Below are 26,030 nucleotides of genomic sequence, written 5' to 3' on the forward strand. Positions count from 1 at the left end.
CTGAACCGGCCCGGCTAGCGGGTGCCGGCCGCGGCGAGCCAGTGGGCGACCCGGCGGACGGCGGGCTCGTCGAGCCGTTCGACGAGGGCCTGGACGGTCGTCTCGTCCTCGGGGGTGAGGTCGTAGAGGCCCGCCTTGCCCAGCCCGGCCATGAGGACCTGGTGGCGGCGGCCGGTCATCCGCTCGGTGAGCACGGTCGGTTCGCCGGGGGACTCCGCGCCCGGCCTCGGCTGAGGTGAGGGCGAGGGTGAGGGCGAGGGTGAGGCCGCCTGCGCCGACGGGGTGTCGAACAGGTGCCAGGCGCCGTCCTTCGGCCCCCAGAGGGCGACGGTCACCTCGTCGCCCCGGGCGCGCATGGTCTGGGTCATCTCGCCGAGCGCGTACAGCACGGGCGAGCGGTGGGGCGACTCCGCGGCGGGCCGCCAGGACCTCGCGGCCGGCCGGTAGAGCATCGCCACCCAGCGTGGATCGCCCTGCGGTTCCGGGCTCTCGGGACGTGTCTCCATCGCGCTCACCCCTGTACGTCGCTGGTACGTCGCTCCGGAAGCGGTACGGCAGGCGCCGACCATAGCTGACGGACCGTCAGTTATCCAGGGTTGCAAGGCGCGTCACGGCGGGGAGGATCACCGGAGGCGGACCACGTCGTCCGACACCGGTCCCTCCCCTCGTGGGGACCGGTGTCGAACGGTGGAGCTACCGCCGTCCGGCGCGGATGGCAGCGGACGGAAGCGGAAGGAAGCTGACCGGAATGGTCCGTTGCTGCTCCCGGATCCTGCCATTTCCGGCTGCCCGCGAGGAGAATCCGGTGCCGGACGAGCGTTATTACCGCAGGTCAGCCGTATAGAGTGAGTTTTCCGGTCCGGACGTCCAGGCGTGACAAGTAGGGAGTGGAGACCTTGAGTTCCGACTCGGGGGCACGCACCGCCTTCGCGGAACGCCTCGCACTGCTGTACAAGGAAGCCGGGAACCCTCCCCTCAAGCGTGTGTCCGAAGCGGTCGTCCGGCTCCAGCGGGTCGACGAACGCGGGCGGCCCGTGCGGGTGTCCGCCCAGCGCATCAGTGACTGGCGGCGGGCCCGGAACGTACCCGCCCAGTTCGCCGCTCTCGCGGCCGTGTTGCTCGTGCTGATACCCGAGGCGCGGCGCTCGCGGCCCACTCCGGTGTCCCCGGGCCTGTACGAGCTCGGCCAGTGGCAGCGGCTGTGGGAACGGGCGGTGGCCGACCCGGTCGGCGAACGGCCCGAGGCATCTCCTGCCGAGGAGCAGGACCCGCCCGCGCCCGGCGGGGTGTGCCCGTACCGCGGGCTGGCCTCCTACCGCCGGGAGGACGCCCGTTGGTTCTTCGGCAGGGAGCGGAGCACGGACGCGATCGTCGCGCAGCTCGGGGCCGTGGCGGACGCGGGCGGCCTGGTCATGCTCGTGGGAGCGTCGGGAGCGGGCAAGTCCTCGCTGCTGAACGCCGGTCTGGTGCCCGCCCTGCGGGACGGCGCGCTGGGCGGCGACGACGGCGCGGAGCAGGGCCGGGCACGGACGGTCGTGCAACTCGTCCCGGGCGGCGACCCGCTGGCGGAGCTGACCCGGTGCATCCCCGACCTGGGGCCCGTTCTCCTGTCCGAGGCGGGAGAGCCGCCTGACGTCCCGTCTGCCACGGAACCGGAAACGGAGTTGAGGGCAGAGGAGCCTGACGGATCCGCCGTGGAACAGAGCGGACCCGGCATTCTCCCCTCCGCGGACGCCGTCCGTGCCGCCGTCGCCGCCTGGGCGCGGCGCGAGGCGCCCTCCGGTGCGCGTCCCGTCTTCATCGTGGACCAGTTCGAGGAGACGTTCACCCTCTGCCCCGACGAGGCGGACCGGCGTGCCTTCATCGAGGTCCTGCACGCCGCGTGCTCACCCACCGGACCGGACGAACCGGCCCCGGCGGTCGTGGTCCTGGGCATCCGCGCCGACTTCTACGAGCGGTGCCTGAGATATCCCGAACTGGCCGACGCGCTCCAGCACCGGCACATGGTGCTCGGGCCGCTCACCACCGCTGAGCTGCGCGAGGCGGTGACCGGACCGGCCAAGGCCGTCGGCCTGGAGCTGGAACCTGGCCTGGCGGAGCTGATCGTCCGGGAGGTCAGCGCCGACGGCCCGCGCGGGGCACACGACGCGGGCGTGCTGCCGCTCCTCTCGCACGCCCTGCTCGCCACCTGGCAGCGCAGGAAGGCGGGCCGGCTGACCCTCGCCGGCTACCGCGCGGCCGGCGGCATCCAGGGCGCCGTCGCGGCGACCGCGGAGCGGGCCTGGTCCGACCTCGACCCGGCGGCGCGCACGGCGGCACGGCTCCTCCTGCTCCGCCTGGTCCGGCTGGGCGAGGACACCCAGGCCACCCGCAGGCGGGGCACCCGCCGGAAGCTGGCGGAGGAGTCGACCGACCCCGGCAAGACCGAGGAGTCCCTGGAGGCGCTGGTCCGCGCCCGGCTGGTGACCCTCGACGCGGAGACGGTGGAGATCACCCATGAGGCGCTGCTGCACGCCTGGCCGCGCCTGCGCGACTGGATCGACGACGACCGGCAGGGCAATCTGCTGCGCCAGCGCCTGGAGGAGGACGGCCGGGCCTGGGAGGAATCGCACCGCGACACGTCACTGCTCTACCGGGGCTCCCGGCTGGAACAGGCCCATGGCTGGGCGAAATCCGCCGGGGACACGTTCCTGACCCGGAGCGCGGTGGAGTTCCTGGCCGCCTCGGTCCGGCTGCGCCGGCGCATCATCTGGATCAGCCGGGGCGCGGTGGCGACGCTGGTCGTCCTGGCGATGCTGGCCGTCGGGTCGGCCGTCATCGCCTCGAAGCAGCGGGACGACGCCGTGTTCGAGCAGGTGCTCGCCCAGGCCGACCGCGTCCAGGACACGGATCCGTCGCTGTCCGCGCAGCTCGATCTGGTGGCGCACCGGCTGCGGCCGGACGACAAGGGCGCGAACAGCCGTCTGATCTCCATCGTGAACGCCCCGCTGGCCACGCCGCTGGTCGGCCACACGGGCGCCGTCTACCTCACGACGTTCAGCCCGGACGGGCGGACCCTGGCGACGGCCAGCTACGACCGGACCGTACGGCTGTGGGACGTGGCCGACCCGAAGCGCCCGAAGCCCCTGGGCGAGCCTCTCACCGGCCACACCAGCTGGGTGAGCAGCGCGGTCTTCAGCCCGGACGGCCGCACCCTCGCCAGCGCGTCCGACGACGGCACGATCCGGCTGTGGGACGTGACGGACCCCGGCCGGCCGAAGCGGCTCGGCAAGCCGCTGACCGGCCATGACGGCTCGATCTACCTGGTCGCCTTCAGTCCGGACGGCAAGACGCTGGCCTCCGTCGGCGACGATCACACCGTCCGGCTGTGGGACGTGGCCGATCCGCGCCGGCCCCGGGCGCTGGGCAAACCCCTGACCGGGCACAAGGCCGCCGTGCGCTCGGTGGCGTTCAGCCCGGACGGGAAGACGCTGGCGGCCGGTGGCGACGACGGGGCGATCCGGCTGTGGGACGTGACCGACCCCCGGCGTCCGGAGCGGGCCGGGGAGCCGCTGACCGGCCACACCGCCACCGTGCACTCGGTGGCCTTCAGCCCGGACGGCCGTACGCTCGCCAGCGGCAGCTCGGACAACACCGTGCGGCTGTGGAACATGGCCGATTCCCATCGCCCGGCACCGATCGGTACGCCGCTCACCGGCCATACCGGGGCGGTGTGGTCCGTGGCGTTCAGCCCCGACGGGAACATGCTCGCCGCCGCCAGCGCGGACAGCACCGCGAGTCTGTGGAAGGTCAGTGATCCGGCGTACCCGTCGCAGGTCGGCGGGCCCCTGGCGGGCAGCAGCGGCGAGATGTACGCGCTCGGCTTCAGCCCCGACGGGCGCACCCTCGCCACCGGGGCGGGCGACAACAAGGTCCGCCTGTGGTCGCTGCCGATGTCGGACATGATCGGCCGGACCGGAGTGTTCCGCCCGGACGGGCGGGTGCTCGCGACGGCGGCGCTCGACGGGCGGGTGCGGCTGTGGGACGTGCGGACGCCCGGCAGGCCGGTGCGGATGGGCCGGCCGTTCCGGCCGGACGGCGGCGTCCGCTCCCTGGAGTTCTCCCCGGACGGCCGCACCCTCGCGGTGGTGACGGGCAGCCGGGCGCTGGAGCTGTGGAACCTCCGCGACCCGGAACACCCTGGTCGGCACGGCTCCGCCATCCCTCTGCCCATCAAGTTCGCCGACCCGCTGGTCTTCAGCCCGGACGGGAAGGTCCTGGTGACCGCCTCCGACGACCGCACCATCCAGCTGTGGGACATCCGCGATCCGTCCCGTCCCCGTCGGCTGGGCGAGCCCCTCACCGGTCACAAGGGGTACGTCAACGCCGTCGTCTTCAGCCCGGACGGCCGTACGCTCGCCAGCGGCAGCGCGGACGGCACCATCAGGCTGTGGAACGCGGCCGACCCCGGCCGGCCGACCCTGCTGCGCGCACCTCTGCGGGGCCATCTCGGAGCCGTCAACGCCCTCGCCTACAGCCCCGACGGCCGGACGCTGGCCAGTGCCGGCGACGACAACTCGGTGCGTCTCTGGGACATCGAGGACCCCGCCGAGGCCTCCGAGCAGGCACACCTCACGGGTCACACGGAAGCGGTCGTGTCACTGACGTTCAGCCGGAGCGGCCGCACCCTGGCCAGCGGCGGCAATGACAGCACCGTCCGGCTGTGGAACGTCTCCGACCCCGCCGGGGCCACCGCGATCGGCCAGTCGATGAGCCCCAACGCCAAGACCGGCAACTTCCTGGCGTTCAGCCCGAACAGTCACATGCTCGGGGTGTCGAGCGGCGCCGACAGCATCCGGCTCTGGAACCTGGACACCGACGAGGCCGTACGCCGCATCTGCTCGATGACCCGGGGTGTTCTGACGCCGGACACCTGGCGCGCGTACCTGCCCCGGCTCTCCTACGACGCGCCGTGCGCCGGCCGGTGAGCCCGGTGCAGGGCAACAGGGCGGAACCACAAGGAAGTTGAGTGATACGAGTCACAACCCGGCTTTCCTGACGGTCAGTCGGCTCTTCCCGCGCAAGCGCTTGTTACCCTTGGCCATAGCCCGACCGCTGGTGCATCCCCCGTCGCCAGCGGTCGGGCATTCGCATGCCGGTCCGCTCAGCGCAGGTCGAGGCGCATCAGGATGCGAGGATGGCCCGCCAGCACCGATGTGGTCGGTGCCGCGTAGGTGAAGCCGGCCCGCTCGAAGTTCTTCCTCAGACCGGCGTAGGCCATCGTCAGATCGACCTTGGCGTCGCCGTTGTCGAGGGGGTACGCCTCGATCGCCGGTGCCCCCTGGGCGCGGGCGAAGCCGACCGCTCCGGAGATGAGGGCGTGCGAGATGCCCTGCTTACGGTGGCCGGGGCGGACCCGGACGCACCACAGCGACCAGACGGGCAGATCGTCGACGTGCGGGATCTTGCGGTTGCGGGCGAAGGCGGTGTCCGAGCGCGGTGCGACGGCGGCCCAGCCGACCGGTTCGTCACCGTCGTAGGCGAGCACCCCCGGGGGAGGGTCCGCGCCGCACAGCTCCGCGACGTAGTCACCGCGGGCCGGGCCGCGCAGTTCCTTGTTGAGCTTCGACGGGATCCGGTAGCTCAGGCACCAGCAGACATTCGCCCCGGGCGACTTCGGCCCGAGCACGGCGCGGACGTCCTCGAAGTCCGTGGCCGGGCGGACGTCGATGCTCATGGCACCACGATGTCACGCCCCTGACGGCTTCGCCGCCCCCGCTACACAGCGGACTGAGCAGCCGACGCCGACGCCGAAGCCGCCCGCAGCAGACGCAGCTGGCCGATCTCGGTCACGTTCTTCATCAGCTCGGCGTTCACCCAGGCCACCATGTGCGCGACGGTGTACTGAGGGTCGCCCTGCGACGGGAACGAAGCCGTGGCGTCCAGGTCGGTGTCGGTGAGGTCGTCCAGGACCTCCAGCCACTGAGTGCGCAGGTCGCGCAGCCACTCGACGGTCGGGGCGCCCTCGCCGGGCCAGGCGATGTCCGTGCGGTCGCGGGGCGTCCGGCCCCGCGCGTGGTCCAGGGTCACGCTCCACCACCAGCCGATGTGCCAGCTCACCCAGGCGATCGTGGGGACGGGCACGGGGTCGGGCTCGGTGTCCGCCCAGTCCGGCACCCAGGTGCCGTCGGACGCCCGGCGCATCGTCCAGCAGAGGGGCGCGGGCTCCCAGAGGAAGTCCTCGGGCTCCAGCCGCTCCAGGTGGTACTCGAACAACGACCAGGTGAACTCGAACTGCCAGCGCGGCAGTTCCGTACGGGAAACGCTCATCGGGCGACCCTACGCAGGCGCCCGCGCGTCCCGGGCCAGTCCCGGCCAGTCGATGTCCCGCAGCGCCGGTTCCGAGTCGCAGTCCGACGGCAGGCGAGGAGCGGACTGGAACCAGACCACGGCCAGGCGCGAGCGGTACAGGACCGGGTCGCGGGCCGGATCGAGGGCGGCGGAGTGGAACGTACCGAGGCAGGCCACGGCGGGCAGGACCTCGACGGGACCGAGTCCGCCCGCGTACTGGTCGGGGCGCTCGCGCGGGGGCGGGACGAGGTGGACGGGCGTGCCGGGATGGGACCGCTCGGCGGCGCGCAGCAGCTCGCGGATCCGCAGATCGTTCACCGGCTTGCAGGGATAGCCCTCCAGCGGGTCGCCGCAGGCCGAGAGCAGATCGCCGTACGTCGACGAGAACCGCAGTTCGGCGAGGTCCACCGAGCGGCCGGAGGCGAGAACGAGGCGTGCGAGCGCCATGGCCGGCGGTCTGGCGTACTGGTGCATGGAGGTCTTTCGGTGCTGGTGGACGAGGCCCTGCTCATGGCCGGTGTCCTGTCAGCCGGGTGGCTGACGTGGTTGTCGCGTGGGTGGACGTGGCCCGGTGCTCGTGGCTGGTGTCCGTCAGTCGGGCGGCTGATGCGGTTGTCGCGTGGGCTGACGACGTCCTGCTCATGGCCGGTGTCCTGTCAGCGGGGTGGCCGATGCGGTTGTCGCGTGGGTCGATGAGGCCCTGCTCATGGCCGGTGTCCCGTCGGCGGGGCGGCTGATGCGGTCGTCGCCCGGGCCGACGACGTCCTGCTCACGGCCGGTGCCCCGTCATCCGGGCCGCCGACGCGATCGTCGCCCGGGCCTCGCGCTCGGACAGGCCGGTGTTGAGAGCCGCTTCGACCAGGGGATCCACGAGCGCCGGGCCGATGCCGTCCTCGTAGGCCCGGCACGCCGCCCAGAACAGCCGGGTGTTGCGCTGGCCCTCGTGCGCGGCGAGGACGAACTGGACCAGGCCCTGGCCGTGCCCGCCGGCCGAAGGGGGCGTGGCCTGGTGGGCACGCGGCGGCGGGAGCAGCAGCCGCAGCAGGGAGCGCGGGCAGGGGGCGGGCGCCAGGTGCGCGGTCCCGGGGGCGGCGGCGTACGCCCCCTGGCCGGTGCGGGAGCCGGGGCCGACGAGGTAGCCGCCGGCGCCCCGGATGTCGATGCCGGGGGCGAGACGGCCCGCCGAGTTGGGGACCACCACGTCGGGCGGGCCGCTCAGCCAGAGGTGACGCCCGCCGGACGGGGTCAGGACCACCACCGTCGGGGGGATGGTGAACAGATGCCGCAGGGCCAGCTCGCGCAGGGCGGCCGAGGAGTCCGTGCCGGTCTTCACGTCCAGGTCGATGCCGATCAGCTGGTGCGGTGGCAGGCCGCAGGCGATGCCGTAGCCGGTCGCCCAGGGCGCGGCGGCGAACAGTTCACGGATGCGGGCCGGGTCGCTGGAGGCGTCGTACACGCCGTGTCCGAGGCGGCCGCACGCGCCGTGGCAGAGGGAGGGGGCGGGGTCGTCGCGGTGCGGGGAGCGCAGCGCCGGGAGCTTGGTGCGGGACAAGGGGATGACGGCCAGTCCGCGTTCGGCGGCTGACAGGGCGTGTGCGAGGGCCAGCGTCGTGGCCTGCCGGTCGGTGGTGGCCATGCTTCTAGTTTCGTACGTACGTTCGAAAAAGGAAAGAGGGGGCGGGTGCGACGCGCCGGGGCCGAGGCCTGTGTGCGAAAAGTGCTGGAACGCTTCGGCCCTTGCGGCACCAGGGTTCGAACCGCCTCTTCCGCCCCAGTCCGGTGCTGAAGTGACGCAAAGGGGTTTATCGACATGTCATCACGCTTGAGTGCGAATAGGGGCTTCCGGTGTGGTTCGCCGGGGATTCGGTGGGCAACTCTGGACTCGCGACGTCGAGCAACGGACCAGGGTGGTCGGCCAACTTCCCTGGAAGCAGCAGTACTTCTTCACGCAGTCCTTGGTTCTGAAGTCTCTGAAGTCTCAGAAGTCCTTGGAGGGACAACAACATGGCAAGCATCCGTACCGCCCGCGTCATCGCCGCCGTCTCCGCCCTTCCGCTCGCGGCCGCCCTCTTCAGCGGCATCGCGACGGCGGACAACGGCTCCTTCGCGGACAACGGATCGATCGCGTCCGTCACGGAGGCCGAGGCGGGTGTCCTCGGCAGTGGTGTCGGCGGTGACAACTTCGGCACCTCGTCCACCACGAATCAGCAGGCCGTCGGCGACGGTGCCTCGAACCAGAGCAACACCGCCCAGGTCAACGGCTCCGCCTTCACGGCCGTCAACCAGGGCAACGACAACACCGCCGTCAGCTTCACCCCGCTGTGGTGGTGAGCTGAGCGGGCCGGTGTACCGGCATCGGCCCGCCGTCCGTGTGGGTGTGCTTCATGGGGTGACAAGCGTCTGAGCGGCGGTACTTCGGTACCGCCGCGCAGGCGTTTCGGCGTCCGTGGGGTGCGATGCCTTGACGCCGACCCGGATCTGACGGACAGTCAGAAACCGTGAAGGGTGAGCCGGAGGTCCACGCGGAGTCCGAGGAGTCGGAGAGATCAGAGGAGTTCGAGGCGCGCCTGAAGGCCTACGAGGGCCGCCCGGCCGCCGCCACCGGGGTCGGCCGGGACCCCGTCAACCAGCCGATGATCAGGCACTGGTGCGAGGCCATGGGCGACACCAGCCCCGCCTACACCGGCCCGGACGCCATCGCTCCCCCCACCATGCTCCAGGCGTGGACCATGGCGGGCCTCACCCGCCGCCCGGAACGCACGGCGGCCTACGACGAACTCCTCCGCCTGCTCGACGAGTCGGGCTACGACGCGGTCGTCGCCACCGACTGCGAGCAGGAGTATCCGCGCCCCCTGCGCCCCGGCGACGAGATCACCTTCGACTCGGTGATCGAGTCGGTCTCGGAACTGAAGACCACGAAACTGGGCGCGGGTCACTTCGTCACGACCCGTACGGACATCCGGGCCGGCGGCGAACTCGCCGGCACCCACCGCTTCCGCATCCTCAAGTACGCCCCCGCACGCCGGCCGAGGAAACAGACGCCCGAACCGCCCGAGGAGCGCCGTCCCCGCCCGGTCGTCAACCGCGACAACGCCGGCTTCTGGGAGGGCGTGGCCCGCCACGAGCTGCTCATCCAGCGCTGCACCGGCTGCGGCGACCTGCGTTTCCCCTGGCTGCCGGGCTGCAACAGCTGCGGCTCCCCGGAGTGGGACACCGTCGAGGCGAGCGGCGAGGGCACGGTCTACTCGTACGTCGTCATGCACCACCCGCCCTTCCCGGCCTTCGAGCCCCCCTACGCGGTCGGGCTGATCGAGCTCGCGGAGGGCGTCCGGATCGTCAGCAACGTGGTCGGGGTGCCGTACGACAAGGTGCGGATCGGCATGCCGGTCCGGCTCGACTTCCGGCGCTACGACGACGAGCTGGTCCTGCCCGTCTTCCAGGGGGTGACGCGGTGAACGCCGGCGACCGGCTCCCGCCCCTGGAGATCCCCGTCACCCGCACCCTGATCGTCGCCGGGGCGATCGCGTCCCGCGACTACCAGGACGTGCACCACGACCCGGACCTGGCCCGGCAGAAGGGCTCCCCCGACATCTTCATGAACATCCTGACGACCAACGGCCTGGTCGGCCGGTACATCACGGACCACTTCGGCCCGCGGGCCGTGCTGCGCCGGGTGGCGATCCGGCTCGGCGCGCCCAACCACCCCGGCGACACGATGGTGCTGACGGGCACGGTCGAGGAGGTCGACGGCGACATGGTGACCGTCCGGATCGTCGGCGCGAACGGCCTCGGCAAGCACGTCACCGGCACGGTGACGGTCATGGTCCCGGTGGGAGCCGGGACGACGACGGACCCCGGCGGACGGTCGTGACCGGCGACGGCTCGCTGGTCGTGCGGCGGACCCGGCGGCGGCCGGTCGCAGGCCTCCGGGCCCGGACCGTGCCGCGCGGGAACCCCGGGCGCCGGCCCGGCAGGAGCGCAGGAGGCCCAGCAATGACTTCAGCAGGCCGGGCAATGACCCCAGCAGGCCGGGCAATGGCCCCAGCAGGCCCGTCATGAGTCCGCGTCGGCACGACACCCTCGGCGGGCGGGCGGCCATCGTCGGTATCGGGGCCACCGAGTTCTCCAAGGACTCGGGCCGCAGCGAGCTGCGTCTTGCCGTCGAGGCGGTGCGGGCGGCGCTGGCGGACGCCGGGCTCGCCCCGGCCGACGTCGACGGGATGGTCACGTTCACGATGGACACCAGCCCCGAGATCACCGTGGCCCAGGCGGCGGGCATCGGCGAGCTCTCCTTCTTCTCCCGGATCCACTACGGCGGCGGCGCGGCCTGCGCCACCGTCCAGCAGGCGGCCCTCGCGATCGCCGCGGGCGTGGCGGACGTGGTCGTCTGCTACCGCGCGTTCAACGAGCGCTCGGGCCGCCGCTTCGGCTCCGGGGTCCGGCACCGCGAGCCCTCGGCCGAGGGCGCCGCGCTCGGCTGGTCGCTGCCGTTCGGCCTGCTCACCCCGGCCTCCTGGGTGGCGATGGCGGCCCAGCGGTACCTCCACACGTACGGGCTGACGCCGGAGGTGTTCGGGCACGTGGCCGTGGTCGACCGCGCGTACGCGGCGACCAACCCGGCGGCGTACTTCCACAACCGGCCCATCACCCTGGCCGACCACGCCGCGTCCCGCTGGATCGTCGAGCCACTGCGGCTCCTGGACTGCTGCCAGGAGACCGACGGCGGCCAGGCCCTCGTGGTCACCTCGGTGGAGCGGGCCCGCGACCTGCCCCACCCACCCGCCGTGATCGCGGCGGCGGCCCAGGGCGCGGGACGCGCACAGGAGCAGATGACCAGCTTCTACCGCGACGACCTGACCGGCCTGCCCGAGACGGCGGTGGTGGCCCGGCAGCTGTGGCGGACCTCCGGACTCGCGCCTGCCGACATCGACGTGGGGATCCTCTACGACCACTTCACGCCGTTCGTGCTGACGCAGCTGGAGGAGTTCGGCTTCTGCGGCCCCGGCGAGGCACCGGACTTCGTGGCCGAGCGGCGCCTGCCGCTCAACACACACGGGGGACAGCTGGGGGAGGCGTACCTGCACGGGATGAACGGGGTGGCGGAGGCCGTCCGGCAGATCAGGGGGACGGCGGTGAACCCGATCCCCGGAGCGGAGCGGGTCCTGGTGACGGCGGGGACGGGCGTGCCTACGTCGGGACTCGTACTCACAGCCGACCCGGAGGGGACAACCCGCAGTACCCCGGTGCCTCCGCTCCACCTCTAGGAGGTGCAGCCGGCCCTACCCCTACAACCTGAGGGGGACCCCGCTTCGGGACCTGCGGCCGATCCGCCGGACCCGGCCCCGCTCATAGCGTTGAGCCATGACCACACTCGTCTGCACCAGCGCGTCGAAGGCCGCTTCACCAGCGGCGCAGACTCTTCCGTACCCGTCGTTCTCGTCGTACGTCAGGGCCCGCCAGCCGGTGCTGCTGCGTACCGCCCGCTCGCTCACCGGTAACCCGAGCGACGCGGAGGACCTGTTGCAGACCGCGCTCACCAAGACGTACGTCGCCTGGGAGCGTATCGAGGACCACCGCGCCCTCGACGGCTATGTGCGCCGGGCGCTGCTGAACACGCGGACGTCGCAGTGGCGCAAGCGCAAGGTCGACGAGTTCGCCTGCGACGAGCTGCCCGAGCCGGAGCCGGTGACCGGCAGCGACGACCCGGCCGAGCAGCAGGCGCTGCGCGACGCGATGTGGCGGGCGATCATGCGGCTGCCCGCCCGGCAGCGGGCGATGGTAGTCCTCAGGTACTACGAGGACCTCAGCGAGGTCCAGACGGCCGAAGTGCTCGGCGTCTCGGTGGGCACGGTGAAGTCGGCCGTCTCACGCGCGCTGGGAAAGCTCCGCGAGGACGCTGAGCTGGGACTTGTCCGTCAGTGAGCCCCGCCTCGCGGGCCTCCTCGGCCGCCGCTGAACCTCTCGTTCCGCTTGGCGTGATGTGATCGATCGCCCGGTCCTAGTGACATACCGCGCGGTATGTGCGCAGAATCAGCGCAACCTTTACCACCGCGTTGGCAATGTCGCCCCGGGAGGACGCCGTGCTGAGCACCATGCAGGACGTACCGCTGCTGATCTCGAGGATCCTGACCCACGGGTCCACGATCCACGGGACATCGCAGGTGACCACGTGGACCGGTGAGGACGAGCCCCACCGCCGCTCCTTCGCGGAGATCGGCGCCCGCGCCGCCCAGCTGGCCCACGCGCTCCGGGAGGACCTCGGCGTCACCGGCGACGAGCGGGTCGCGACTCTGGCCTGGAACAACGCGGAGCATGTGGAGGCCTACTTCGCGATCCCGTCCATGGGCGCGGTCCTGCACACCCTGAACCTACGCCTCCCGCCCGAGCAGCTTGCCTGGATCGTCAACCACGCCGCCGACCGCGTGATCATCGCCAACGGTTCGCTGCTCCCGCTGCTCGCCCCGCTGCTCCCGCACCTCAAGACGGTCGAGCACGTGGTCGTCACCGGCCCCGGGGACCGCTCCCTGCTCGCGGACGCCACCGCGCGGGTGCACGAGTACGAGGACCTGATCGCCGGCAAGCCCACGTCGTACGACTGGCCCGAGCTGGACGAACGCCAGGCCGCCGCCATGTGCTACACCTCCGGCACCACCGGCGACCCCAAGGGCGTGGTCTACAGCCACCGCTCCATCTATCTGCACTCCATGCAGGTCAACATGGCCCAGTCGATGGGGCTGACCGACGGGGACACCTCGCTGGTCGTCGTGCCCCAGTTCCATGTGAACGCGTGGGGTCTGCCGCACGCGACCTTCATGACCGGCGTGAACATGCTGATGCCGGACCGCTTCCTCCAGCCGGCCCCGCTCGCCGCGATGATCGAGAGCGAGAAGCCCACCCACGCGGCCGCCGTCCCCACCATCTGGCAGGGCCTGCTCGCCGAGCTGACCGCGAACCCGCGTGACGTCTCCTTCCTCGGCCAGGTCACCATCGGCGGCGCGGCCTGTCCGCCCTCCCTCATGGAGGCCTTCGACAAGCTGGGCATGCGGGTCTGCCACGCCTGGGGCATGACGGAGACGTCCCCGCTCGGCACGATCGCCCGCCCCCCGGCCAGTGCGATCGGCACGGCGGAGGAGCTCGCCTACCGTCTCACCCAGGGCCGCTTCCCGGCCGGCGTCGAGGGCCGCCTGACCGGCCCCGGCGGCGAACGCCTCCCCTGGGACGGCGAGTCGGCCGGCGAGCTGGAGGTACGCGGCCCGTGGATCGCCGGTGCCTACTACAACGGCCCGGACGCCGACCCGCTCCGCCCCGCCGACAAGTTCAGCGAGGACGGCTGGCTCAAGACGGGCGACGTGGGGACCATCTCCGCCGACGGCTACCTCACCCTCACCGACCGGGCCAAGGACGTCATCAAGTCCGGCGGCGAGTGGATCTCGTCGGTGGACCTGGAGAACGCGCTCATGGCCCACCCGGACGTCGCCGAGGCGGCCGTGGTCGCCGTCCCCGACGACAAGTGGGGCGAGCGCCCCCTGGCCACGGTCGTCCTGAAGGAGGGCGCCACCGCCACCTTCGAGACCCTGCGCGCCTTCCTCGCCGACGAGGGCAGCATCGCCAAGTGGCAGCTCCCGGAGCGCTGGACGGTCATCGAGGCGGTGCCGAAGACGAGCGTCGGCAAGTTCGACAAGAAGGTACTGCGCAGGCAATACGCGGAGGGCGACCTGGACATCACCAAGCTCGGCTGACCCCGCGGGACACCCCGGAGCCCCTGGCCACCGCCAGGGGCTCACCCCCGCACGGCGCTCCCCGCGTCCCACTCGTCCTCGAGAAGGCCGAAGACCAGCGAGTCCCGCCAGCCGTCGCGGATGAGCCGGGTGTGCCGCAGGCGCCCCTCCGGCGTCATACCGAGCTTGGCCAGCACCCGCGCGGAGCCGAGATTCCGCGGATCGCAGGTGGCATGGACGCGATGGAGCCGCAGCTCGCCGAAGGCGTGCGTGAGAAGCAGCCGCCCGATCTCCGTCCCGATGCCCCGCCCCCAGACGCGCGGATGCACGATGTAGGAGATCTCGCCCTGGCGCTGGACATCGCTGCGCACCCGCAGTTCCCCCATCCCCACCACCTCCTGCCCGAGGCGGGCCGCATAGGGGAACCTGCGCTGTGGCCTGTCCGACCAGGCGGCGACCGCGCCCGCCACGAACTCCCGCGTCTCGTCCGGCGTGTTCGGTCCCCACGGCTGGTAGCGGCAGGCCTCGGCCAGACCCGCCCAGGTGTGGACGGCGGCCCAGTCCTGCGAAACGATCCTGCTCAGGGTCACGGTTTCGCGGCGCACAGGACGATCATGTCCACCCCGGTGTACGGCTATCCGCGGCCCTTTCACCCACGGGAGGCCGTCCGCCCGCCCGGCGCCCCGCGTTCCCGCCCCGCGGCATCGCCTCACCTCCGCGCCGAGGTCAGCCCCCACCCCAGCACCAGCCACACCCCCGCCACCGCGCACACCCCGCCCCAGCCGAAGTGGCTGAAGGCGGCCCCGCCGAGAGCCGAGGCCCCGGCGCCGCCCGCGAAGCCGGCGACCACATAGGCGGTGTTGGCCGTGGCGGGGGTGGACGTGGCGGTCAGGGCGAGGGTCTGGTTGGCGACATGGGAGGCGACGAGCGCCGCGTGGATCGCGATCGCGGCGGCGAACAGCGCGGCCAGCGCCTGCCCGCCCAGCCAGAACAGCGGCACGGACACGGCCGCGAGCAGATACGCGGACCGTACGACACGCGCAGCGCCGAACCGGTCCACGAAGCCGCCGGCCAGCGGAGCCACCGCGCTCGCCGTCAGCCCGAAGAGCCCGAAGAGCCCGGCGGTCGCGGGGGACAGCCCGTACTCCGGCCCGGTCAGCAGCAGGGAGAGCGCCGTCCACAGCGCGCTCCACGCGCCGAACATCCCGGCCTGCCGCAGGCACGCCCGCCACAGCTCCGGTGACCCCCGCAGCACCGACGGCAGCGCGGCGAGCCCCGCGAACAGCGGGCCTTCCCGCCGGCGCCGCGACGGCAGGACGAGCGCGGTCGCGAGCCCCAGGACGAGGGTGAGCAGGGCAGCGCCCGCGAACACCCAGCGCCAGCCGAAGGCCTGCCCGGCCAGTCCGCCCAGGACCCGGGCCCCGACGATGCCGGTGAACAGTCCCGCGATGACGGCCGCGACATGACGGGCACGCCGGTCGGCGGGGGCGCGTTCGGCGACCAGCGGGACGAGCAGCTGAGGGATGACGGTCGTGGCCGAGGCGACGAACATGGCGATCGCGAGGGCGGTGGCGCCCGGGGCGGCCGCACTGGCGCCCAGCGCGACGGTGGTGACGAGGGTGAGCCCGGCGACCAGCCGGCGCCGGTTCGCGCTGTCGCCGAGCGGGGCGAAGAACAGCAGGCCGACCGCGTAGCCGAGCTGGGCGACCGAGGCGATCCAGGCGACGGCCGAGGGGGCCGAGCCGAAGTCGCGGGCCATGAGCGAGAGCAGCGGTGCGGCGAGGTAGATGTTGGCGGCGGTCACCGCGCTGCACACGGCGATCAGGGTGAGGAAGAGGCCGGGGGCGGGCGTACGCGCCTGCCGGGGAGGGGCCTGTTCGGCCCGGCGGGACGTGGTCGTGGTCGCTGACGGCATGGAAGGGGACTCCTCGGAGTCGGCTTGGAGCCGGCTCTAACAACTAACTGGTTGGTTGGATGATGGGGCAACAGTGTGAGCCGCCCTTCGATTCCCTGTCAACCAAACAGTTGGTTACTCGGCGCGCTACCCTCTCCCCCATGGCACCAAGGGACCCCGAGGCCACCAAGGCCCGGATCTTCGAGGCGGCGGTCGCCGAGTTCGCCCGGCACGGCATCGCCGGCGCCCGCATCGACCGCATCGCCGCCGAGGCGAAGGCCAACAAGCAGCTGATCTACGCCTACTTCGGCAACAAGGCGGAGCTGTTCGCGATCGTCCTCGAGAAGAAGATGCTCCACCTCGCCGAGGACGTCCCCGTCGTCCCGGACGACATCGAGAGCTGGATCGACCGCGTCATGGACTACCACGCCGCCCACCCGGAGCTGCTGCGCCTGCTCTTCTGGGAGGGCCTGGAGTACGGCAGCGCCGAACTGCCCCACGAGTCCGCCCGCCAGGAGCACTACGCCCGCAAGGTCGCCGCCCTCAAGGATGGCCAGGACCGGGGCGTCATCACGGACGCCGTCCCCGCGGCCGACCTGCTGTTCCTGCTCACGGCGCTGGCCAACTGGACCGCCGTCGTCCCGCAGATGCGGCGCATCCTGGTCGGCGACGGGGAGGACGCCCAGGCCCGCCTGCGCGCGTCGGTCAAGGAGGCGGCGCGCAGACTGACGGCACGGTAGGACAGGCCGCCCGGCCGCATGTTCAGCCGGCCCCGATCCGGCTCAGTTGGTCCCGATCCTGCTCAGCAGCTCGACGATCCGGGTCTGCACATCGCCGCTGGTGGACCGCTCCGCGAGGAACAGCACCGTTTCCCCGGACGCCAGCCGCGGCAGGTCGGCCTGGTCGACGGCTGCGGTGTAGACGACGAGCGGGGTGCGGTTGAGCTGCCCGTTCGCGCGCAGCCAGTCCACGATCCCGGCGAACCCGGCCTGCCGCTGATGCACCTGCATCAGGTCCATCACGACCAGGTTCGGCCGGAAGTCGCTCGCCAGCGTCACCGCGTCCGCGTCGCTCGCGGCCCGCGCGACCTGCATCCCGCGCCGCTCCAGCGTCGCCGTCAGCGCCAGCGCGATCTCCGCGTGCTCCTCGATCAGCAGCACCCGCGGCGGGTGCTGCTCACTGTCGCGCGGCGCCAGCGCCTTCAGCAGCACGGCCGGATCGGCTCCGTAGGCCGCGTCCCGCGAGGCCTGTCCGAGCCCGGCCGTGACGAGGACGGGCACCTCGGCGGCCACGGCGGCCTGCCGCAGCGACTGCAGCGCCGTACGGGTGATCGGCCCGGTCAGCGGGTCGACGAACAGCGCGGCGGGGAACGCCGCGATCTGCGCGTCGACCTCCTCGCGCGAGTTCACGATCACCGGCCGGTAGCCGCGGTCGCTCAGCGCCTGCTGGGTGCTGACGTCCGGCGCGGGCCACACCAGCAGCCGCCGCGGGTTGTCCAGCGGCTCCGGCGGCAGCTCGTCGTCCATCGGCTGCGGCCGCGGCGGATCGGCCACCTCGACGGCACCCCCGGGCCCGTCCAGCGGCTCGGGCCCCTCGGCGGCGTTCTCGTCGGGTGCGCCTATGGCGTACGACCGGCCGCCGCCCTCGGTCAGCTGCGTGAGCCGGGACTGACCGGCGAGGGACGGCTGCGCCGGGGCGGGCGCGGACGCCTGGGCGGGCACCTGTGCGGCGACCGGCGCGGGCGTCGGCTCGGCCGTCGGGTGCGGACGCGCGGCCTGTTCCGGACGGGCCGCCTGCTCCGGGCGCGCCGTCTGCTGGGGGCGCTGTCCCTGGTCCGGGCGGGACGCCGGTTCCGTACGCGTGGCCTGGTCGGTCCGGGTGGCCGGGTCGGGCGGCGTGCCGAGCTTGCGGCGCCGGCCCGATCCGCCCGGCTGGTGCGGGGGAGGCGTCGCCGTCGGCAGAGGGACGGACAGCGCCGGGGGCTGCTGGACCTGAGCCGCCTGCCGGTTGAACGGCACGCCCTGTCCCAGCGTCCGCACGCTGATCGCCCGCCCCTGCGTCGAGTTCGGATCGACGGGCGCCGAGGCCTCCGCGGGCAACGGCTGAGCCGCCCGCTGCGCCTGCACGGCGCCCTCCGGTGGCAACGGGGTGCCCGGGGCCGGGGTGTTCGTGGCCGCGGCGTTCGTGGCCGCGGCGTTCGTGGCCGCGGCGTTCGTGGCCGGGGCGTTCGGCTGCGGGGCCTGAGGGGGTGTGCCGTTCGGGGGTACGGCGACACCGGCCCCCGTGCTGTCGTCGGCGGCGGGCCAGGGCTGGGGGGCGGGGGTGCCGCCCTGAGCCGGGGTTCCCTGAGCCGGGGCCCTCTGAGCCTGGGCCCCCTGGGCGGGAGTGCCTTGAGCCGGGCTGCCCTGGGCCGGGGTGCCCTGCCCGGGGGCGGCCTCGGCGGGGAGCGGCTGCCCGGCGGAGGGCTGCTGCGCCGCTGCGGCGACGCCCTGCTGCGGCTGGGGCTGCCCGCCCTGGGCCGGAGGCTGCAGCGCCTGCCCCGGGAGGGCCGCCTGCACGCTGTGCCCGAGCCCGCCCTGCGCGGGGACGGACACGCCCTGCGGCTGCGGGATGCCGCCCTGCGGAGCGTGCCCCTGAGGCTGAACGGCGTTGCCCTGCGGCGGCACGGCCGCACCCGGCGCGACCTGCGCGGCGGCCACCCCGACCTGAACGGGCGCGCCCTGCCCCGGCGGGACCTGCTGCGCGGGAATGCCCTGCCCGGGCCCCGCGGGCACGGAACCGGGCGGCACGGCGGCAGCCGGTACGGCACCCGTCGGCGCGGCACCCGCCGCACCACCGGGTGTCTGCCCCGGGGCTCCCTCGCCCTGCTGCGGCACCACGGCCCTGCGCCGACGGCCTGTCGGCGCACTCGTGGGATGCGGCTGCGGCGGGGTGTGATCGGCGGACTGGTCGTGCGGTACGGCGTCGTGCCGCCCCTCCGCGGCCACCCCTTCACCGGCTGCGGCCGACGCGGCGACCGCCTCGGTCCCCTGCCCCTGATCGGCCGGTCCGGCCTGAACGCCCTGGTGGGCCGGTTCGACCGGGGTCGTCTGATCGGCCTCGGCCGGCGGCAGGGCGAACACCGGACGCGGCCCCGCGGCCTGCTGTGCCGCCCGCTCGTTGGCGGCGGCCAGCGCACGCCGCCGGCGCCCGGTCGGCTGCTGGGCCTCTCCCGGTGCCGCACCGTCCGAACCGGAGCCGGCGTCACCGGACGGCGCGGGCAGCGCCGGAGGCAGCGCGCGCTGCTCACCGGGTTCACGCCGGGCCCGCTGCCCGGAGGCGTCGGGCACGCCCTGCGGCGGAACGGTCCCGCCCAGCCCCGTACCCGAGGCGGCGGTCCCGGCCGCGTGCTCGGCGGCCGTGACGACGGCCCCCTCGGCGACACCCTGGACGGCACTGCCGACGGCCTCGAGAGCGAGGGCCTCCCCGGCGGCGTCCTCGGCCGGACGCCCGCGCCGCCGCCCGGTACCGCCCGACCCGGCGGCCTCACCGGAGGCCAGCGCCGGAAGAGCGGCCGGTTCCCCGGCGGCCCGCCTCCTGCGCCGCCCGGACCCACCGGCCCCGGCGGAACCATCGGCCTCGTCGCCCTCACTGGGAACATCGCCGTCAAGGAAGGCATCGGTGGTGGCGCGCCGCGCCCGGCGCCGCCCCCCACCGGAGGTCTGCTCACCCGGGGCCCCGGCGAGGCCCTCGTCGACTGCCTCGGCGGCGGCATCCGCGGCAACGGCCCCGGCCCCGCCCCCGATCGGCACCTCGAGGACGTAGGCGCTCCCGCTCATCCCCGGCACGTCATGCGTCTGCAGCACACCGCCGTGCGCCCGGACGATCCCCCGCACGATCGGCTCGTGCACGGTGTCGCCACCGGCGTACGGTCCGCGCACCTCGATGCGTACGACCTCGCCGCGCTGCGCCGCCGCCACCACGACGGTGTTGTCCAGATAGCCGCCCGCCGACAGGGGCGTGTTGCCGGTCGCGTCGACCCCCGCCACGTCCGCGACGAGATGCGCGAGGGCGGTGGCGAGCAGCCGGGGATCCACCTCGGCCTCGATGGGCGGCGCGTGCACGGCGAACTGCACCCGCCCGGGCCCGATGAGCTCGACGGCCCCGTCGACCCCGGAGGCGACGACGGCGTCCAGCATCACCTTCGTACGGGCCACGTTCTCGCTGCCCGTGTCGAGCCGCTGGTAGCCGAGGACGTTGTCGATGAGCGTCGTGATCCGCGAGTAGCCCGCGGACAGGTGGTGCAGCACCTGGTTGGCCTCGGGCCACAGCTGCCCGGCGTCGTCGGCGGCCAGCGCGGCCAGCTCGCGCCGCAGTTCCTCGAGCGGCCCGCGCAGCGACCGGCCCAGCAGGGTCAGCAACTGCTCGTGCCGGGCGGCGAGCGCCTCGTACCGGTCCTTCTCCCGCTCCCCGAGCGCGGCGTACCGATCCTCGTTCGCGCCGAGTTCCTCGGCGTGCCGCTCGCTCAGCTCCTCCAGCTCGGTGACATGCCGCTGGCGCAGCGCGGTCAGCTCGGAGGCGTGCTCCTCGGCGACCCGCTCCAGCTCTTCCTCGTGGCGCTTGTCCGCCGCTTCCTTCTCCTCGACGACCGTGTCGTACGGCCGCCGGTCGGTGAAGGTCATCACGGCGCCGACGAGCTGGTCGCCGTCCCGCACGGGCGCGGTCGTCAGATCGACCGGAACCTTGCCGCCGTCCTTGGCGTACAGCACCTGCCCGCGCACCCGGTGCTTGCGCCCGGAGCGCAGGGTGTCGGCGAGCGGCGACTCCTCGTACGGGAAGTCCGTCCCGTCGGCACGCGAGTGCAGCACGAGTTCGTGCAGTTCACGCCCGCCGAGATCGCTGGCCCGGAAACCCAGTATCTGAGCGGCGGCCGGATTGACGAGCACGATCCGCCCGTCGGTGTCGGTCCCGACGACGCCTTCGGAAGCGGCCCGGAGAATCATCTCGGTCTGCCGCTGCGACCGCGCGAGCTCGGCCTCGGTGTCCACGGTCCCGGACAGATCGCGTACGACGAGCATGAGCAGCTCGTCGCCGGTGTAGCCGTAACCGTCGTAGGCCTGCTGCCCGTTCTCCAGATTCGCACTGGTGACCTCGACGGGGAACTCGGTCCCGTCCGTCCTGCGCGCGATCATCCGGGTCGGCTTGGTCCGGCCCTGCGGATCGAGGTGTTCCGGCCGTCGCATGGAGCCGGGGATGAGCTTGGAGTCGAACTGCGGCAGCAGATCGAGCAGCCCGCGCCCCACCAGAGCGGTGCCCGGGGTCTCGAAGGCCTCCAGGGCGATGGTGTTGGCGTTGACGACCGTCCCGTTGGCATTGACCAGCACCAACGCGTCGGGGAGCGCATCCAGTATGGCTGCGAGGCGAGCAGCGCCTCGGGATGGCCTGCTGCTCACGAGACGCTTCCTCCCTGTTACCGCACCTTGCCGACCGCTCGGGCCATCTTGCCAACCGTCCCGCAGCGTGTCACGCGAGGGAGTCTAAGGGCTGCGGTTGCGCTCGCGACGCCGGATGAGAGGGAGGTCGCACGCACAAGTGACCCCGAACTGACGACCGAGTAACCGCCAAACGCCCGCCCTCCTGCGACGACGTCGCGGGACCTTCGCGGGACCTTTACGACGACGGTGTTTCTGTACCTTTTGGCCGGACCGGCGGGATGAGGGACGGGCAGGGGCGAAATCCGGACGAGATGCGACGAGGTACGGAGGGTCGTAACGGAGGCGACATGGGGAGAACCGGTGCGGGATCCGATGCGGGATCCGATGCGGGATCCGATGCCGGTTCCGATGCCGGCCCCGATGCGGGTTCCGATGCGTGATCCGCTGCGGTACTCAGGCGCGCCGCCCGCCCCCGATGTCCGGCAGGAGCGGCACGAGCCGGTCCCAGCGGGAGATCTGGCAGCCGTCACGGCGGTCGTACGTGGCGTCGACGGGGCGTCCGGCCCAGGTGCCGGTGATGTGCGCGGTGGCCGGCCCGCCGTACTGCATGGTGCAGAAGCCGCCCTGCGGGGCGGGAGCGAAAGTCTCCTGTCCCCACCGCGTGTCCCGCTCCAGGGCGGCACACGCGCCGCGCGGGTCGGGATGGCTGCCGCCGTCGGGTCCGCAGTACAGCTCGAAGGTCCCGTCGGCCCCGTTGCCGGCGTTCCGCACGGTGACGGTGAGGTGATCCCGCTCCTTGCTCTTGCCGTCGCCGAGCCCGGTCTGGGCGTACGCGGCCGGGGATACCGCGGCCAGTGACCCGAGGGCGGCGACGGAGGCGGCGGCACCGAGGGCGAGGCGTCGCAGACCGGGGCGGAGGGTGGTCCGGGGCGCGGTTCGGGCGGTGGCCCGGGAAATGGGAGTCGACATGCCCTGACTAACGCGGCGTGCCCCGGGACGTTGCGCGACGGCCCGAGAAGGCTTTTGCCCTGCGACCTTCCTGCCTAGTACCGTGGGGGGCGATTGGTGACACGGCGCTCGACTGTGTCATCATCGGCAAGCACCGACTCGCGCTCGCGCGAGAGGATGTTGCGTGGAGGCGTCGCCTAGTCCGGTCTATGGCGCCGCACTGCTAATGCGGTTTGGGACTCAAATCCCATCGAGGGTTCAAATCCCTCCGCCTCCGCACCTGATCACGAAGCCCCGGTCACCCGACCGGGGCTTCGCTGTCACACCGGCCGGAACAGCCGTTTCCGCAGCTCACAAGGGGTAAGGCAAACGGATTTCACATGGCGGCGGCAGTCATGTAATGTTCTTCCTGTCGCCGCGAGCGAGCCGGAAGGCCCGAGAGCGGCGATAAAACAGAACAAGCACTCGTAGCTTAACGGATAGAGCATCTGACTACGGATCAGAAGGTTGCAGGTTCGAATCCTGCCGAGTGCACACAGGTGAGAGGCCCCGGAGAGATCCGGGGTCTCTTGTGTTTCCGGCGCGTACAGCCCGGCCCGTCGGGCGCGCAGGGCGAGCATGTGATTCGGATTCCCCGGCTCGATGGGCGTCCCGTACTTCGGCGGCTGAGCCGCTCGCCGGCAGTGGCCATGTCGGTCGTCGTCCCGGCCGTTCGGGGGATACGCGCGCGGCCTCGGCGGCGTATCCCACCCCGCGGGGGCATCCCTTGCTGGGACGAAAGGGAGACACGATGCCGCTCTATCTATCAAGGTTCAGCTACACGCCGGAGACCTGGCGGAGACTCATCGGCCACCCCGAGGACCGCGCCAAGGCCGCTCAGTCATACATCGAGTCGGTTGGCGGCAAGCTCCACGGCTTTTGGTACGCGTTCGGCACCCGCGACGGTTACAACCTGTGGGAGGCCCCCAATAACGTCTCCATGGCCGCGGTCGCCCTGGCGATCAGCGGAGGCGGCGCACTCAGCTCGTTCGAGACGACCGTTCTCCTGACCGTCGACGAAACCATGGATGCCCTGCACAAAGCCGGGCAAGTCCAGTACCGGGCTCCCGGCGCTTAGCGGATCCACAGGCCTCTGTCTTTCGCCTCTGCTTCGAAACCGCGCACCGTCGAAGCCTGCTCACGGTCATCGCGGTGAGCTGCGTCACAGGTGCCTGTTTGGCTGTGATGTTCGCAGGTCGGGGTGCGCTGGGAGTGTGGGCCGCTGCTGTGACGGGTGTGCCTCAGGTGACATTCGTCTGTGGCCGCTTGTGCCGGCCAACTGGTGGGGGGATTCTTCGTGATTCGTCGGGCGTCGCGCGCGTACAGACCGCTGAGCATGAAAGGACGAGCGTGGCTGACGCTCGGTGCCGTGGTGCTGGGGGGCGGAGGCGTGGTGACGTACGCGGCCGCCGGCCCGTCCGGCGACTCCGGTGCGGCCGGCCGGGACAAGCGGCCCGGGAAGGTCTACGACCTCGCGCTGAAGGGGACCACGGGGGCCAAGCGGGAGCTGCCGCGTACGGACACCGAGCAGTTCTCGCTGGTCGGCGTCTCCTGGACGGGGGCCGTCAAGCGGCTCGACGGCACGGCGCAGGTGCGCACCCGCGGCCTGGAGAACGGCGAGTGGAGCGCCTGGCGGGATCTCGAGGTGAACATCGACCCGCCGGACGACCCGGAGGCGGGGATGCGCGGCGCGTCCGAGCCGCTGTGGGTGGGGCCCTCCGACGGCGTCCAGGTTCAGGTCGTCCACGACGACGGCGGGACGGGCTCGCTGCCCAAGGGGCTCCAGGTCAACCTGGTCGATCCGGGCGTGGTGACCGACGCCGAGACCAGGGCGGCCGAGCCGGCGGCGTTCGTTGCCGAGGAGAGCACTCCCGTGGCCACGCCCGCCGAATCGACGGCACCCACCGAATCGACGGCACCCACCGAATCGACTGCACCCACCGACGGTACGACCGCCACGCCGACGGACGGACCGACCACCACGTCTCCGGCACCGACCGGCACCCCGACCGCCTCGGAATCCGCATCCCCCTCGACCTCGACCTCGCCGAGCCCTTCGGCCACAGTGCCCACCGCGCCGCCGTCGACCGTTCCCGAACCGCCGATCACCTCACGCGCCGGCTGGGGCGCCGACGAGTCGCTCAGCCCCGATCCGTCGGAGTACAACGCCGATGTGAAGGCCGTCTTCGTCCACCACACCGACGGGGCCAACGACTACTCCTGCGCCGAGTCGGCCTCGGTCGTGCGGGGCATCTACGCGTACCACACGCAGGTCAACGGCTGGAACGACATCGGCTACAACTTCCTGGTCGACAAGTGCGGCACGATTTTCGAAGGCCGTAAGGGTGGCGTCGGCCTGCCGGTGCTGGGCGCCCACACCTATGGCTGGAACCGCGAGTCCACGGGCATCGCGGTGCTGGGCGAATACACGTCCACCGCCGCCTCCAACGCCGCTCTGGCCTCGGTCGCCCGCGTGGCGGCCTGGAAGCTCGGTCAGTACGGCGCCGACCCGGCCGGAACGGTCCAGCTCACCGCGGGAGCGACCCAGAAGAACTACTTCGCCACCGGCTTCACCCAGGGCGGCAAGTACACCTTCCAGCGGATCTCGGGCCACCGCGACGGCTACAACACCCAGTGCCCCGGCAACTCCCTCTACGCCCAGCTGCCGACCATCCGCACCTGGGCGTCCGGCCCGGTCCAGGGCCTGAAGGTCACCTCGCTCTCCGGAGCGGCCCTGTCGGGTTCGACGTACTACACCAAGGGCGCCATCACCGCGCGCTGGACGGCCACCACGCCGGCCTCGCTCATCTCCGAGTACGAGCTGCTGGTCGACGGCAAGGCCGTCGCGACCGGCTCCGGGACCGCCACCTCCGTCGGCGCCACTCTGCTCTCGGGCAGCCACACCGTCGCCGTGCGGGCCGTCCACCAGTCCGGCAAGTCGACGACCAGCGCCCCGCTGAACGTTGTCGCGGAGACGACCGCACCGACCTTCACCACCGCCCCGAAGCTCTCGCTGCGCACGGGAACCGTCAACACGACGGCCGTCCCGGTCACCCTCGGCTGGAAGGCCACCGACAACGCGGCGCTGAGCTCCGTGAAGCTGCTGGCGCCCACCACGGCCACCTTCGGCCCGACCACGACGAGTTCCAGCCGCACCGCCAAGTCCGGCACGGCCACCACCTGGTCGATGCGGGCCTATGACTACGCCGGCAACTACCGCACGTCGTCCCCCTCCTTCACGCCGGTGATCCTGCAGGAGACCTCGGCCACCAAGTCCGGCAGCTGGACCAGCCGTTCCTCCAGCAGCTACCTCGGCGGCAAGTCGTACTCCAGCGGGTCCAAGGGCGCCGCCCTCTCCTGGACCTTCACCGGCCGCTCCGCCGCCTGGGTGGTCTCCCGCGCCTCCGGATCCGGCCAGGCGTACGTCTACGTCGACGGCGTGAAGGTCGGCACCGTCGATCTGAAGTCCTCCACGACGCTCTACCGGCAGGCGATCTGGACGAAGACCTGGTCCAGCAGTGCCAAGCACACCGTCAAGATCGTGGTGGTCGGGACCAGCGGCCGTCCGACGGTCACCACCGACGGCCTGGTCTATATCAAGTAGCCCTGACCTGGACGATCATGGTCACAGGCCCCGGAGCGATCCGGGGCCTGTGGTGTCTCGGTGGCGGGTTACGGGCTGAAAGG

The 26,030-nt window shown here is 72.5% G+C and carries 19 protein-coding genes and 2 tRNA genes; 12 read left to right on the forward strand and 9 right to left on the reverse strand.

The genetic code is table 11. The features are described 5' to 3' along the window. Positions 1-14: 14 nt before the first annotated feature. Complete coding sequence (locus ACFT32_RS23530) at positions 15-506, reverse strand: hypothetical protein (protein ID WP_382492420.1); 492 nt, start codon at positions 504-506, stop codon at positions 15-17. A 381-nt stretch (positions 507-887) separates the two neighbouring features. On the opposite strand from ACFT32_RS23530, the gene ACFT32_RS23535 reads away from it, so the two are divergent. Next, entirely contained in the window at positions 888-4,967 is a 4,080-nt protein-coding gene (locus tag ACFT32_RS23535; RefSeq protein ID WP_382492421.1) for a hypothetical protein, read from the forward strand. 176 nt (positions 4,968-5,143) lie between these two features. Here ACFT32_RS23535 and ACFT32_RS23540 read toward each other — a convergent pair whose 3' ends face one another. From ACFT32_RS23540 to ACFT32_RS23555, 4 genes are all read right to left on the reverse strand, one after another. After that, a complete protein-coding gene (locus ACFT32_RS23540; protein WP_382492424.1) occupies positions 5,144-5,716 on the reverse strand; it encodes a GNAT family N-acetyltransferase in 573 nt (190 codons plus the stop codon). A 41-nt stretch (positions 5,717-5,757) separates the two neighbouring features. Then, positions 5,758-6,309, reverse strand: a complete 552-nt coding sequence (locus tag ACFT32_RS23545) for a DinB family protein (RefSeq protein ID WP_382492427.1) — start codon at positions 6,307-6,309, stop codon at positions 5,758-5,760. Positions 6,310-6,318: 9 nt separating this feature from the next. Continuing rightward, a complete protein-coding gene (locus tag ACFT32_RS23550; RefSeq protein WP_382492429.1) occupies positions 6,319-6,777 on the reverse strand; it encodes a hypothetical protein in 459 nt (152 codons plus the stop codon). Between the two features lie 322 nt (positions 6,778-7,099). After that, complete coding sequence (locus ACFT32_RS23555; RefSeq protein ID WP_382492431.1) at positions 7,100-7,966, reverse strand: bifunctional DNA primase/polymerase; 867 nt, start codon at positions 7,964-7,966, stop codon at positions 7,100-7,102. Positions 7,967-8,334: 368 nt separating this feature from the next. On the opposite strand from ACFT32_RS23555, the gene ACFT32_RS23560 reads away from it, so the two are divergent. The 6 genes from ACFT32_RS23560 to ACFT32_RS23585 all read left to right on the forward strand — a co-directional run bounded on the left by ACFT32_RS23560 (position 8,335) and on the right by ACFT32_RS23585 (position 14,069). Next, complete coding sequence (locus ACFT32_RS23560; RefSeq protein WP_382492434.1) at positions 8,335-8,661, forward strand: hypothetical protein; 327 nt, start codon at positions 8,335-8,337, stop codon at positions 8,659-8,661. Between the two features lie 167 nt (positions 8,662-8,828). Continuing rightward, complete coding sequence (locus ACFT32_RS23565) at positions 8,829-9,785, forward strand: bifunctional MaoC family dehydratase N-terminal/OB-fold nucleic acid binding domain-containing protein (protein WP_382492437.1); 957 nt, start codon at positions 8,829-8,831, stop codon at positions 9,783-9,785. Continuing rightward, complete coding sequence (locus tag ACFT32_RS23570; RefSeq protein ID WP_382492440.1) at positions 9,782-10,201, forward strand: MaoC family dehydratase; 420 nt, start codon at positions 9,782-9,784, stop codon at positions 10,199-10,201. The genes ACFT32_RS23565 and ACFT32_RS23570 overlap by 4 nt, the downstream gene beginning before the upstream one ends. Positions 10,202-10,385: 184 nt before the next feature. Further along, the gene (locus tag ACFT32_RS23575) at positions 10,386-11,594 is read left to right on the forward strand and encodes a lipid-transfer protein (protein ID WP_382492442.1); all 1,209 of its coding nucleotides are present in this window, start codon (positions 10,386-10,388) and stop codon (positions 11,592-11,594) included. A 97-nt stretch (positions 11,595-11,691) separates the two neighbouring features. After that, on the forward strand, positions 11,692-12,252 hold the full coding sequence (locus ACFT32_RS23580; RefSeq protein WP_382492444.1) for a SigE family RNA polymerase sigma factor: 561 nt from the start codon (positions 11,692-11,694) through the stop codon (positions 12,250-12,252). 137 nt (positions 12,253-12,389) lie between these two features. Further along, positions 12,390-14,069, forward strand: coding sequence for a long-chain fatty acid--CoA ligase (locus tag ACFT32_RS23585; RefSeq protein ID WP_382492447.1), 1,680 nt, complete (start codon positions 12,390-12,392; stop codon positions 14,067-14,069). A gap of 41 nt (positions 14,070-14,110) precedes the next feature. Here the strand turns inward: ACFT32_RS23585 and ACFT32_RS23590 are convergent, their stop codons facing one another. Beyond that, positions 14,111-14,653 (reverse strand): GNAT family N-acetyltransferase, encoded by a 543-nt coding sequence (locus tag ACFT32_RS23590; protein ID WP_382492449.1) that lies wholly within the window; start codon positions 14,651-14,653, stop codon positions 14,111-14,113. A gap of 104 nt (positions 14,654-14,757) precedes the next feature. Continuing rightward, positions 14,758-15,963: an MFS transporter gene (locus ACFT32_RS23595; protein WP_382492452.1), complete on the reverse strand. Its 1,206-nt coding sequence runs from the start codon at positions 15,961-15,963 to the stop codon at positions 14,758-14,760. A 140-nt stretch (positions 15,964-16,103) separates the two neighbouring features. Between ACFT32_RS23595 and ACFT32_RS23600 the strand changes: the two genes are divergently transcribed. Continuing rightward, the gene (locus ACFT32_RS23600; RefSeq protein ID WP_382492455.1) at positions 16,104-16,682 is read left to right on the forward strand and encodes a TetR family transcriptional regulator; all 579 of its coding nucleotides are present in this window, start codon (positions 16,104-16,106) and stop codon (positions 16,680-16,682) included. Positions 16,683-16,724: 42 nt separating this feature from the next. Here the strand turns inward: ACFT32_RS23600 and ACFT32_RS23605 are convergent, their stop codons facing one another. Both ACFT32_RS23605 and ACFT32_RS23610 read right to left on the reverse strand, forming a co-directional pair. Further along, positions 16,725-21,374, reverse strand: a complete 4,650-nt coding sequence (locus ACFT32_RS23605; protein WP_382492458.1) for a PAS domain-containing protein — start codon at positions 21,372-21,374, stop codon at positions 16,725-16,727. A gap of 435 nt (positions 21,375-21,809) precedes the next feature. After that, on the reverse strand, positions 21,810-22,325 hold the full coding sequence (locus ACFT32_RS23610) for an SSI family serine proteinase inhibitor (RefSeq protein ID WP_382492461.1): 516 nt from the start codon (positions 22,323-22,325) through the stop codon (positions 21,810-21,812). Between the two features lie 165 nt (positions 22,326-22,490). Here ACFT32_RS23610 and ACFT32_RS23615 point away from each other — a divergent pair. From ACFT32_RS23615 to ACFT32_RS23630, 4 genes are all read left to right on the forward strand, one after another. Next, a tRNA-Ser gene (locus ACFT32_RS23615) sits at positions 22,491-22,581 on the forward strand. Between the two features lie 184 nt (positions 22,582-22,765). Then, positions 22,766-22,838, forward strand: a tRNA-Arg gene (locus ACFT32_RS23620). 256 nt (positions 22,839-23,094) lie between these two features. Next, positions 23,095-23,421: a GYD domain-containing protein gene (locus ACFT32_RS23625; protein WP_358286799.1), complete on the forward strand. Its 327-nt coding sequence runs from the start codon at positions 23,095-23,097 to the stop codon at positions 23,419-23,421. Positions 23,422-23,679: 258 nt separating this feature from the next. Next, positions 23,680-25,947, forward strand: coding sequence for an N-acetylmuramoyl-L-alanine amidase (locus ACFT32_RS23630; RefSeq protein ID WP_382492464.1), 2,268 nt, complete (start codon positions 23,680-23,682; stop codon positions 25,945-25,947). The last annotated feature ends 83 nt before the right edge of the window (positions 25,948-26,030 follow it).

Origin of the sequence: Streptomyces sp. NPDC057002, assembly GCF_042673825.1 — a bacterium.
In the GTDB taxonomy this organism is placed as follows: domain Bacteria; phylum Actinomycetota; class Actinomycetes; order Streptomycetales; family Streptomycetaceae; genus Streptomyces.

Bases quoted from the DNA above. Each gene is read 5' to 3' on its own strand.
- ACFT32_RS23530 (WP_382492420.1), bottom strand. From the start codon at position 506: ATGGAGACACGTCCCGAGAGCCCGGAACCGCAGGGCGATCCACGCTGG.
- ACFT32_RS23540 (WP_382492424.1), bottom strand. From the start codon at position 5,716: ATGAGCATCGACGTCCGCCCGGCCACGGACTTCGAGGACGTCCGCGCC.
- ACFT32_RS23545 (WP_382492427.1), bottom strand. From the start codon at position 6,309: ATGAGCGTTTCCCGTACGGAACTGCCGCGCTGGCAGTTCGAGTTCACC.
- ACFT32_RS23550 (WP_382492429.1), bottom strand. From the start codon at position 6,777: ATGGCGCTCGCACGCCTCGTTCTCGCCTCCGGCCGCTCGGTGGACCTC.
- ACFT32_RS23555 (WP_382492431.1), bottom strand. From the start codon at position 7,966: ATGGCCACCACCGACCGGCAGGCCACGACGCTGGCCCTCGCACACGCC.
- ACFT32_RS23560 (WP_382492434.1), top strand. From the start codon at position 8,335: ATGGCAAGCATCCGTACCGCCCGCGTCATCGCCGCCGTCTCCGCCCTT.
- ACFT32_RS23575 (WP_382492442.1), top strand. From the start codon at position 10,386: ATGAGTCCGCGTCGGCACGACACCCTCGGCGGGCGGGCGGCCATCGTC.
- ACFT32_RS23580 (WP_382492444.1), top strand. From the start codon at position 11,692: ATGACCACACTCGTCTGCACCAGCGCGTCGAAGGCCGCTTCACCAGCG.
- ACFT32_RS23585 (WP_382492447.1), top strand. From the start codon at position 12,390: ATGTCGCCCCGGGAGGACGCCGTGCTGAGCACCATGCAGGACGTACCG.
- ACFT32_RS23595 (WP_382492452.1), bottom strand. From the start codon at position 15,963: ATGCCGTCAGCGACCACGACCACGTCCCGCCGGGCCGAACAGGCCCCT.
- ACFT32_RS23600 (WP_382492455.1), top strand. From the start codon at position 16,104: ATGGCACCAAGGGACCCCGAGGCCACCAAGGCCCGGATCTTCGAGGCG.
- ACFT32_RS23610 (WP_382492461.1), bottom strand. From the start codon at position 22,325: ATGTCGACTCCCATTTCCCGGGCCACCGCCCGAACCGCGCCCCGGACC.
- ACFT32_RS23625 (WP_358286799.1), top strand. From the start codon at position 23,095: ATGCCGCTCTATCTATCAAGGTTCAGCTACACGCCGGAGACCTGGCGG.
- ACFT32_RS23630 (WP_382492464.1), top strand. From the start codon at position 23,680: ATGAAAGGACGAGCGTGGCTGACGCTCGGTGCCGTGGTGCTGGGGGGC.